This window comes from Myceligenerans halotolerans (genome assembly GCF_054782975.1).
Genome location: NZ_BAAGRL010000035.1, coordinates 1 through 10560 on the forward strand (window position 1 = coordinate 1; position 10560 = coordinate 10560).

Annotated in this window: 9 protein-coding genes, 9 tRNA genes and 1 pseudogene; all 19 read left to right on the top strand. The window is 34.9% G+C overall.

The window, feature by feature from the left end; genetic code table 11:
• Positions 1 to 100: 100 nt before the first annotated feature.
• Positions 101 to 182 (top strand) — tRNA-Leu (locus tag ACYVK5_RS20975).
• Positions 183 to 222: 40 nt separating this feature from the next.
• A tRNA-Arg gene (locus ACYVK5_RS20980) sits at positions 223 to 293 on the top strand.
• 41 nt (positions 294 to 334) lie between these two features.
• Positions 335 to 406 (top strand) — tRNA-Gly (locus ACYVK5_RS20985).
• A gap of 50 nt (positions 407 to 456) precedes the next feature.
• Positions 457 to 1956 (top strand): NADH-quinone oxidoreductase subunit N, encoded by a 1500-nt coding sequence (locus ACYVK5_RS20990; RefSeq protein ID WP_460624607.1) that lies wholly within the window; start codon positions 457 to 459, stop codon positions 1954 to 1956.
• Positions 1957 to 2012: 56 nt separating this feature from the next.
• Entirely contained in the window at positions 2013 to 2336 is a 324-nt protein-coding gene (locus ACYVK5_RS20995) for an NADH-quinone oxidoreductase subunit A (protein ID WP_460624619.1), read from the top strand.
• Between the two features lie 253 nt (positions 2337 to 2589).
• Positions 2590 to 3345 (top strand): cytochrome c oxidase subunit II, encoded by a 756-nt coding sequence (gene coxB / locus ACYVK5_RS21000; protein ID WP_460624608.1) that lies wholly within the window; start codon positions 2590 to 2592, stop codon positions 3343 to 3345.
• Positions 3346 to 3432: 87 nt separating this feature from the next.
• The gene (locus tag ACYVK5_RS21005) at positions 3433 to 3654 is read left to right on the top strand and encodes an NADH-quinone oxidoreductase subunit H (protein WP_460624609.1); all 222 of its coding nucleotides are present in this window, start codon (positions 3433 to 3435) and stop codon (positions 3652 to 3654) included.
• Positions 3655 to 4086: 432 nt separating this feature from the next.
• Entirely contained in the window at positions 4087 to 4698 is a 612-nt protein-coding gene (locus ACYVK5_RS21010) for a hypothetical protein (RefSeq protein WP_460624620.1), read from the top strand.
• A gap of 26 nt (positions 4699 to 4724) precedes the next feature.
• Positions 4725 to 5558 (top strand): annotated as a pseudogene (locus ACYVK5_RS21015) (complex I subunit 1/NuoH family protein); the annotation flags it as partial.
• Between the two features lie 24 nt (positions 5559 to 5582).
• A tRNA-Ile gene (locus ACYVK5_RS21020) sits at positions 5583 to 5654 on the top strand.
• Between the two features lie 87 nt (positions 5655 to 5741).
• On the top strand, positions 5742 to 6884 hold the full coding sequence (locus ACYVK5_RS21025; protein WP_460624610.1) for a cytochrome b N-terminal domain-containing protein: 1143 nt from the start codon (positions 5742 to 5744) through the stop codon (positions 6882 to 6884).
• A 310-nt stretch (positions 6885 to 7194) separates the two neighbouring features.
• On the top strand, positions 7195 to 8154 hold the full coding sequence (locus ACYVK5_RS21030; RefSeq protein ID WP_460624611.1) for an LAGLIDADG family homing endonuclease: 960 nt from the start codon (positions 7195 to 7197) through the stop codon (positions 8152 to 8154).
• Between the two features lie 233 nt (positions 8155 to 8387).
• Entirely contained in the window at positions 8388 to 9068 is a 681-nt protein-coding gene (locus ACYVK5_RS21035; protein WP_460624621.1) for a cytochrome b N-terminal domain-containing protein, read from the top strand.
• A 48-nt stretch (positions 9069 to 9116) separates the two neighbouring features.
• Positions 9117 to 9188, top strand: a tRNA-Ala gene (locus tag ACYVK5_RS21040).
• A gap of 20 nt (positions 9189 to 9208) precedes the next feature.
• Positions 9209 to 9280: transfer RNA gene (locus tag ACYVK5_RS21045), tRNA-Phe, on the top strand.
• A gap of 6 nt (positions 9281 to 9286) precedes the next feature.
• Positions 9287 to 9370, top strand: a tRNA-Tyr gene (locus ACYVK5_RS21050).
• Positions 9371 to 9376: 6 nt separating this feature from the next.
• Positions 9377 to 9449 (top strand) — tRNA-His (locus ACYVK5_RS21055).
• Positions 9450 to 9731: 282 nt separating this feature from the next.
• Positions 9732 to 9804: transfer RNA gene (locus ACYVK5_RS21060), tRNA-Met, on the top strand.
• 66 nt (positions 9805 to 9870) lie between these two features.
• Positions 9871 to 10560, top strand: a 690-nt coding sequence (locus ACYVK5_RS21065) for a hypothetical protein (protein ID WP_460624612.1), incomplete at its 3' end; no start/stop codon positions are given.

Sequence of the window (10560 nt, forward strand, 5' to 3'; positions counted from 1 at the left end):
ATACTATTACATATAACTCCCCACATAGTTATGGATATAATAATACCATAAAGAATTATATAAGCATAATCGATTATCTACATGATTACCCATATTTATAGCGAACGTGTTGAAATTGGTAGACAAGTCCGTTTTAGGTACGGTTGCCTCAGGGTGTAGGAGTTCGAGTCTCCTCGTTCGTAAAAAAAAGTAAAAATAATATAACATAAAAAATGTGGAAGTCGCCTTTCGTATAATGGTCAGTACTACTGTCTTCGAAACAGTCAATATAGGTTCGAATCCTATAGGGCGTTAAAAATATATTATAAGTAGTATAATAATGATAATTTATAAAGCGAGTATAGTATAATTGGTAATACCTTCGCCTTCCAAGCGAATTTTTTCAGTTCGAGTCTGAATACTCGTATAATTAGAATAGATGAAAACAATTAAAATTATAGTGAATTAATAACAGGGATGCTAGTAACTAGTCTATTTATTATTATGATGGCCGTAGCGCTATCTAATACATCTATTAATCCTATTCTACTAACTCGGATGTGTTCACTAGTTCTACTTTACACTGCAGCACTATCATATAATGCTCTAGATCTTCAAGGTATTGGAGAAGGTGTAAGTATTTACAGTGGTCTATTCCAGGTAACATCAGTGTCTCAATCGGCTGACACATTTATCTTTGTTATTGGTGCTATGATTCTTCTACCATGGGCTCCTGTAACAAGTAATCTACAATCACGATCTACAGTATTTACAGCAGTACCAACTATTACAACATATCCTATTATTATTCTATTTACAACTTGTGGTGCTTCATTCCTAGTCTCAAGTGCAGATCTAGTATCAGTATATCTAAGTATTGAACTACAATCATTTGCAGTATATATTCTAGCTACTCTTTATCGAGATTCAGATTCTGCTACAGCAGCTGGTCTAAAGTATTTCCTACTAGGAGGACTATCATCAGCTCTAATTCTACTAGGATCAGCACTAATTTATGGATATACAGGTCTAACAAATCTAGAAAATATTTATACACTACTATCAGTATCAGAAACAAATGAAATGAATCTATGTGCTATTGGTCTATTTATTTTTGTTATTGGTTTCCTATTTAAGATTTCAGCTGCTCCATTCCATAATTGGGCTCCTGATGTATATGATGGAGTACCAACAATTGTGACAACATGGCTAACAATTATGCCAAAGCTATCAATTCTAATTCTACTACTTGAAGTACAAGCAGGTGTAGGACAATCATTTACAGTATGGACAAATCTGCTACTAGTATCATCACTACTATCACTAGTAATTGGTACTGTAGTAGGACTAGCACAAACACGAATCAAGCGACTACTAGCCTATAGTACAATTTCACATGTAGGATTTCTACTACTAGCACTAGGAGTAAATACAGAAGAATCAATTGAATCATTCCTATTTTATCTAGTACAATATAGTATCACAAATCTAAATGCATTTATGATTATTCTAGCATTTGGATATGTTATGCATTCATCAGTATCTCGATCATCAGGACAAAATACTGATCTACAACTTATTATTGAACTAGCTGGACAATTCCGATCTAATCCTATTCTAGGACTATCTCTAACTGTTTGTCTATTTTCAATGGCAGGAGTACCACCACTAATGGGATTCTTTGCAAAGCAAACAGTACTATATTCAGCTACACATAGTGGATATTATTTCCTATCAATTGTAGCAATTCTAGTATCAGTAGTAAGTGCTTATTATTATCTTAAGATTGTACGAGTAATTCACTTTGATTCACCATCATCTGAAATTCTAACAGTGTCATCACCAGAACAAAAGCTATCATCAGTACATAGCTTTGCAATTGCAACACTAACTATGATTATCGCCCTATTTGCGGTATATCCAGATCTAATTCTAAATAGCACAACTCTACTGGCTCTAACACTATATGGATATTAATGTCAGGTATTACTATTCTATTTATTTTTGTACCTATTCTTGTTGCTATTCTACTTATGGCTAATATTCTACTAGCACCTAGTCGACCTTATTCTGAAAAGGTAAGTGTTTATGAATGTGGTTTTGATGGACTTCTAGGTCAAACACGAGCACCATTTAGTATTCAATATTACCTAGTAGGTATTCTATTTATGCTGTTTGACATCGAGATCCTACTATTCTACCCTATTGCAGTAACTATGAGTAATCTAACTCTAATGGGTTATTGGGTAGCTATGCTATTCTCATTTGTTCTGACAATGGGATTTATTGTAGAAATTAGTGCGGGAGTCCTATACTTTACAGACCAACGATCTTCTATTTCAGTAACAAAGAAGTAACTCCCCTCAGGAAATATAGAAATATTTTTGATATAAGTGTATAAAAGAAGTTAATTAATTAATTAAAAGGAATTAGGTCAGTGGTTAGACCCCCATTCTTACACAATGGTAGCAGTTGTTCGATTCAACTATTCCTTAAAGTAATTCTAATAAAATGATTAAGGATTACCCAAATGAATAATAGTTACCACAATTAATATATAATGTATAATAATAAACGTGGTATGGATGATAGATATCATAAGTCTAAAACATGACTTTCTCACTTTGGTCAACATTTGTACAATGTGATGCAGCAGAACCATGGCAAATTGGTTTCCAGGACGGTGCTAGCCCTACATTTGAAGGTATCACAGAACTACACAATGCAATTTTCTTCTACCTTGTACTAATCTTTATCGGTGTAATGTGGGTAATTGGATCAGTAGTAATTAACTACAGTAGTACATCAAACCCTATTTCACACAAGTACTCTAACCACGGTACACTAATCGAACTAGTATGGACTATTACTCCAGCTCTAATTCTAATTGCAATTGCTTTCCCATCATTCAAGCTACTTTACCTAATGGATGATGTTATTTCACCTGCTATGACTATTAAGGCAGTAGGACACCAATGGTATTGGTCATACGAATACAGTGATTTTGTAAATGAAGATGGGGAATCAATCGAATTCGATAGCTATATGATTCCAGATTCAGATCTAGAAGATGGACAACTTCGACTTCTAGATGTTGATAATCGAGTAGTACTACCAGTTGATACACATGTACGATTTGTAGTAACAGGGGCAGACGTAATCCATGACTTTGCCGTACCATCTCTAGGACTAAAGATTGATTGTACTCCAGGTCGACTGAACCAAGTATCCGTTATTACAGAACGAGAAGGAGTTTATTACGGACAATGTTCTGAACTTTGTGGTGTAATGCACGGATTCATGCCTATTGCAGTAGAAGCAGTATCACTTGATAAGTATCTAAGCTGGCTAGATTCACAATCATAATAATAATATCTAGAAACATAATAGACTCTATAATGTATATATATATATCATTGTATTGAGTACCTCTGATTAAAAATATCATAAAAAATGGCTATTCTAACATCACTATATAATCTTCTAGAAGTTCTTATTGTGCTTGTACCTATTCTTCTAGCCGTTGCTTTCATGACTATTATTGAACGAAAGGTTCTTGCTGCTATGCAACGACGAGTAGGACCTAATAAGGTAGGTTATTATGGAGTTCTACAACCGTTAAAAAATTTTTTATATAAAAAAGGCGAGCGGCTTTATCTCGTAAGAGGTGAATGAAAACAGAACTATATGCTGGAAAGTACTATGGAGGCTGTACTATATTAAAATAGTGACAATCAGTTTTTCAGTTATGTATAATCAGCAGGAAACCAAAGTATATTAGTATACAAGTAGGATCCTCAACGATCACACGTTCTGCATCCTATACAATAGGATGGTGATATGATCTAAATAAATGTCGTAAATATTCTAGTTATTCTAGTCGTTATTGTATCTCTGACCATAAGTAGTGATTATATTCTAATGTGTATAGTTATCCCATTTAGTGTTGCAGAATCTTATGTACTTTACACGCATATTATTCGATATAAGACTTGGTCTTATATCAATCGTAAGAAGAAGCATGTAGCTGTAGACCATTGTTCAAATGTGCCTGACAATATCAATGCTTTTTATAAGAAGTGGTGAGGTACAAGTGATGTTTATAAGATCACTTTTCTCCCTTTTCGACTTTTCACATATTATGGTTCATCTGTAAATATGGGTCAACGGATAAAGTACCATTATTACAATACACCTAAGGGTAATAATTTTCTAGCTCTATTCCTAAAGACTTTCGGATGGCATAATTTTTCTATTACTGTGGTTGAAACATGTTCTCGTGAACAAATTGTAGCACGAGAAAATTGGTATCTTTATACATTTAAGCCGCTTCTTAATGTTATAATGACAGCTAACCCACGAGACATCCTAGGTCTATCTGTTCTTACTCGATCTAAGATTAGTCTAGCACTAACAGGTCGAAAGGATTCTGACAGTACACGTGCTCGAAAGAGTGTAGGCAAGATTGGGCCTAAGAATCATAATTATGGTACTGGTCCAAGCAAGGCTACGCTAGATGCAGCAGCAGAAATGAATGGGAAGACGGTATATGTTTACACAGAAAACTCTTTTACACTAGTAACAGGTGCTCCTTTCCGAAGTATCCGACTAGCTGCAAAGACAATGGGGATCGGAGCTACTACACTAACTACAAAGCTAGATACAAACAAAGCTTACAAGGGTTATTATTACTACACGAGCCTACGACAACAACCCTAATATTTTTTTTTTAAGTCGCTGATGCTCTAAAGCTAGTAGTAAAGGAAACAGTAATTCCTGCTCATGCTACGGTAAGTCTATTTTATCTAGCTCCTATTATTACACTAGTATTTAGTCTACTAGGATGGGCTGTTATTCCATTTGGTGCTGGACTAACTATTTTTGATTTTTCAATGGGAATTCTATATACTCTGGCTATTTCATCAATTGGTATTTATGGTACTCTATTTGCTGGATGGTCAGCTAACTCTAAGTATGCATTTCTAGGATCACTACGATCAACAGCTCAAATGATTTCATATGAACTAGTACTAAGTTCAGCAATTCTAACAGTGATCTTTATGACAGGATCATTTAATATCACAACAATTATCGAACATCAAGAAGCTATTTGGTTTGTTATTCCTATGCTACCTGTATTCATTGTATTTCTAATTTCAGCACTAGCTGAAACTAATCGTACACCATTTGACCTACCAGAAGCAGAATCAGAACTAGTAGCTGGTTTCTTTACTGAACACAGTGGTATGATCTTTGTATTCTTCTTCCTAGGAGAATACTGTTCAATTGTTCTAATGTCATGTCTAACAGCAATCCTATTTCTAGGTGGGTACAACATGCCAGAACTATTTATCAACGACACCTTCGTTAACCTACAAAGTATTGTACTAGGAGTTAAGACATGTATTATTTGCTTTTTCTTTGTCTGGTGTCGAGCTACATTCCCACGAATTCGATACGACCAACTAATGGTACTATGTTGGACAGATATGCTTCCTCTAGCTATTGCCTTCGTAGTACTAGCTCCAAGTATTCTAATGGCATTTGATATTATCCCAACTCCCCTTACATATAAGTAGATTAAAAACTAATTAATGTATATAAAGCCTATAGTATAGCGGTTAGTACCCATCGTTGATATCGGTGTGGCAGAGGTTCGATTCCTCTTGGGCTTAAGGTATTTAATTATAAATATAACCAAAAAAGCGCTGAGATTGCTAATTGATATAAGGTAAGACAATAAGATTAAGAATATAATATCTATGCGAGTAATAAAGAGTAATGCACTACTATCTATTGCTAATAGTTACATTTGTGATTCACCACAACCTATTAACATTAGCTACGCATGGAATTTTGGTTCACTACTAGCACTTTGTCTAGGAACACAAATTCTAACAGGTGTTATTCTAGCAATGCACTATACACCTAATATTGATCTAGCATTTATCAGCGTTGAACATATCATGCGGGATGTTAACTACGGATGGATGATTCGATATATTCACGCTAACACAGCGTCATTCTTCTTCATCTTTGTATACCTACATATCGCACGAGGACTATACTTTGGATCATACAAGTCTCCTCGAATTCTACCATGGTCAGTAGGAGTTATTATTCTAGTCCTGATGATGGGTACAGCCTTCCTAGGTTACGTACTACCTTACGGTCAAATGTCACTTTGGGGTATTTCAAATTGCCCGACATGTTCTAATACTGTGATTTATGCAGTTGTACTTGTACTTATTAATGTATATCTTCGGTCTGGAATGCTAGCTAAGCGAATTTCAGCTATTAGCCGAGTAGGACCCCATAATATAACTATTCTTAGCATTATTACTGGTTCTCTACTTGGAGATGGTCATGCTGAACAGCGAGTTCAAGGAAATGGTACTCGTATTACTTTCTATCAAGCAGGTAGTCATATAGAATATCTACTATGGCTACATGAACTTATCTCTTCTCTTGGTTATTGTAGCCCTATCACACCTGTTATCCAAACACGTGTTGATAATGGAATCACTCGGTACGTAATTCGATTCCGAACTTACACATATAGTAGTTTTAACTTTATCTTTTCAGATTGGTATGTTAACGGCATTAAGATTGTACCAGCTAATATTGCCATGTATCTTACTCCACTAGCACTTGCTATTTGGATTATGGATGATGGTGGTCGAATGGGTTACGGTCTAAAGCTAGCAACAAACTGCTTTACATATAATGACTGCGTATTTCTTTCTAACACTCTAGCAGAACTATATGGAATTAAGTCTTCAGTACAAAATGCTGGGGTACCTAACCAGTATCATATTTATGTGTGGTCCGAATCTATGCCTCTACTACGAGATCTAGTTCGACCATATTTTGTACCATCTATGCTTTATAAGCTAGGTGAATAACCTTATATCATATAATACTCCCCATCACAGTATAAGAATATAGTCATATTTATATATGGCGACACTGATGAAAACGGTTAAAAATCTATAATTTCTGATTCAGACCGTCGGTTACTATAATATTATGGATATTATTAGTGGTCGCTACAGACTGGTTCATCGGTGGGTATCATCTAAAATGGTGCTTAATGTACAGTCGGAATTTCTATTAGATATATCTAATTATAAGGCCTGCGTTCCTTTTAATTTAGGATTTAAGACAGGTACATGGTCATATTCGGAAATTTTTTATCGTATATGATTAGATAATTTGGCAACTGTAATTACTAATATGCTATCTGCTATTCCTTGGATTGGTACGGACTTTACACAATTTGTTTTTATCCTTTGTCTAGTATCATTTCATGTATTTTTCAGTTCAGAATTTCTACCTACTGTAGGTAATATGAATAGTCGATCTATTCATCCACGTAATAGTAAGGACAAGAGTAAGTATCAAAATGTTAGCTATGACTTCATATCTATGTTTGCTGGCTTTGTAGATGGAGACGGCTATATTAAGCTTACTCGGGCTACTGATGGTTATATCTCTTTTGAGCTAGTTATTTCTCTAGACGTACGAGACGCAGAACTTCTACGCTATTTCTATTCTGTACTACAAGTAGGTCGTATTAACTATTACAATACTACAGTAAAGTATATTATTGGGCGAATCGATCTTCAAGAGATTGTATTTCCTCTTCTAATTCATCATGGTATTTATTTTCTTACTGATACACGTCGGCAACAATATGCACTAGCTCTACATGTACTAACTAATAATATTGTATGGTATGCAGACGTACCCACTAATTTTAATTCTAATATCTACCCTCTACCTACTACTCCAGCTGGATATCTATCTATTCCTTTCTTTCGGAATTGGGTTGTTGGTTTTGTTATGGCTGAAGGATCATTCCACATTAAGGCTTCTAATGAGTTTTATTTCTCTATCCGACAACGTGAACATATTACACTTTTTGAAGCTTTCCGAATTCTATTTAATACGACTCGAACTATTGACATATCTACTATTGGATATTCAAAGTTTAATGTTTCTTCCGTTAAGGATCTAAATACTGTGGTTCAATTCTTTTCTCATTCAGGGCTACATCCAATTGTAGGTTACAAGAAGGTACAATATGACAATTGGATTAACAATATACGAAACGTAAAGCGGTTTAAGAATATTAATCTGCCAGAACATAAAGGATATAAAGTTGCTTTTTGAGGTGACTCAAATTGAAAAAAAGGGTGAATTGCAAGAAACTCTTAATCATATAACTCAACCCCTAGATTAAGACAATTTGCAGCTAAGTCTAGATTAGTATTTATATAAATCTAGAAAAGTTCAACGACTAGTTGGTGAGTAATACTAACAATAATCCAACCTAGAGCGCCCTTTCACTCTAAACGTAGTGAATGACATAGTCTAATCTTACTAGAAATAGTAAGCAGGCTTTTATAAGCTATAATGTTGTATGGGGTGGATTCTCTGTTAATAATGCTACACTTAACCGATTCTTCTCACTTCACTATCTACTACCATTTATTCTAGCAGCTCTAGCTCTAGTACATATGCTAACACTTCACACACACGGTAGCTCAAACCCTGAAGGTATTAGCTCAAATGCTGAAAAGGCACCAATGCATCCATACTTTATCTTTAAGGATCTAGTAACAATTATCCTTTTCTTCATTGCTCTAACAGCTCTAGTAATGTATGCACCTAACATGCTAGGACACAGTGACAACTATATTCCTGCTAACCCTATGCAAACACCACCTTCAATTGTACCGGAATGGTATCTTCTACCGTTCTATACAATTCTACGGTCAATTCCTAACAAGCTACTAGGAGTAGTTGGAATGCTAGGATCGCTACTAATCCTACTTGCTATGCCCCTACTTGACGTAGGACGAACTCGAGGTAATGTGCACCGACCTCTAACACGATTTGCCTTCTGGGTATTCGTAGGTAACTTCTTCCTTCTAATGTGGATTGGTAGCCAACACGCTGAAGAACCATTTGTAACAGTTGGGGCTATTGCAACTGCTGTATACTTTGGTTGGTTTGTAGTCCTACTACCAATTATTGGAATGCTAGAAAACACATCACTTGACGGTTCATCAAATCGAACATAATTTATATATCATTATTATTACTCCCCTTAAATTTAATATAAGTAACGTGGGGATGTAGTACAGTGGTTAGTACATTATGTTTGCATCATAGTAACTGGGGTTCGATTCCCCACCTCTCCAAATAAATACTAATATTTTGGGTGCCGATAGCTTAAATGGTAGAGCACGGAGCTGAAGATTCTGGGGAGGTAGTTCAATTCTGCCTCGGCACAAAATGTGGGGATGTAAATCTAATTGGTAAGATATCAAACTGTAAATTTGCCGGGTTACGCCCACTGGGAGTTCAAGTCTCTCCGTCCCCAACTACAGGTGATTTTAGCTCAATGGTAGAGCGCTTCTTTGTGGCAGAAGATATCTCAGTTCAATTCTGGGATCTCACCCTTCTAATCTATTAATTATAATAGATAAAAGAAAGTACTATGTATTAGCTATTATGAGTTATCATAGGAAGGTCCGAGACCAAATTATATATATATGTAATAACGACAAGAGTCGTAGTAATGTTAAAGAAATAAATAGATAAATAATATAAAGTTATTTATATTTGATATAAACTCTATATATATGGTCCTTTATTGTTATAGATATTATTAACTCTCTTTTCTAGTTAAGAAAAGTAATACTAGATTCGGCCTATATGATAGACTAATATTAGTACTTATAGCCGGTATAGTTTAAGGGTAGAAACCTGCCACTCATAACGGCAGTAAGATGGGTTCGAGTCCCTCTGCTGGCTAATAAAACCAAGATAGTCAATTATCATGAGAATTAGAAATTTCTAAAAATATACAGACTTTAAATAATGAAGGATATTCTATCAAATGGACTAGCTAAGTATTATCTACCAAGTGGTAATACTCAAATTATGAGCCATAATTTTGATTCAGGTATGAATACAACACAAAATCTTCATGCAACACGACATACTAATACACTTATTAATCAATTTTTCGAACCTATTGATGTACTAGCTTCTAAGCCTATTATTGATGTAACACCTACAACAGTAACAGTAACAGTATTCTATTATATGTCAGATGTACAATCAGCACTTAATGCTAATACTATTAATGCTCTAGGTGAAGTTCTAAGTAATGTTTGGGGACAAGCAGTAGAACTCCGACTAGTAAAGCTACATTATCCTTATCTAAATAGTGATATTCTAGCAGCATTTATTATGAAGAATCTAGATACAGATCGATTTGAACGAGTTATTAATAAGATCTTTGGTATTACAACTCCTGTTGTATCAGGTGAAAGTAATCTACCTTCACATATTATCGGTATTAAGATTCGTCTAGCTGGTCGACTTGTTACTGAACCATCACGACCACGTATGACAGTACAATCAGCTCAAATTGGATCATTTAAGAATAGTACACGAACTATTATTGAATTTGGTCAATGTTCATCTGTTAATAAGAAGGGTGCACTAACAGTACAAGTATGGATCAGCCAACGATCAACAACTCCCACTCATTATATCAAATAC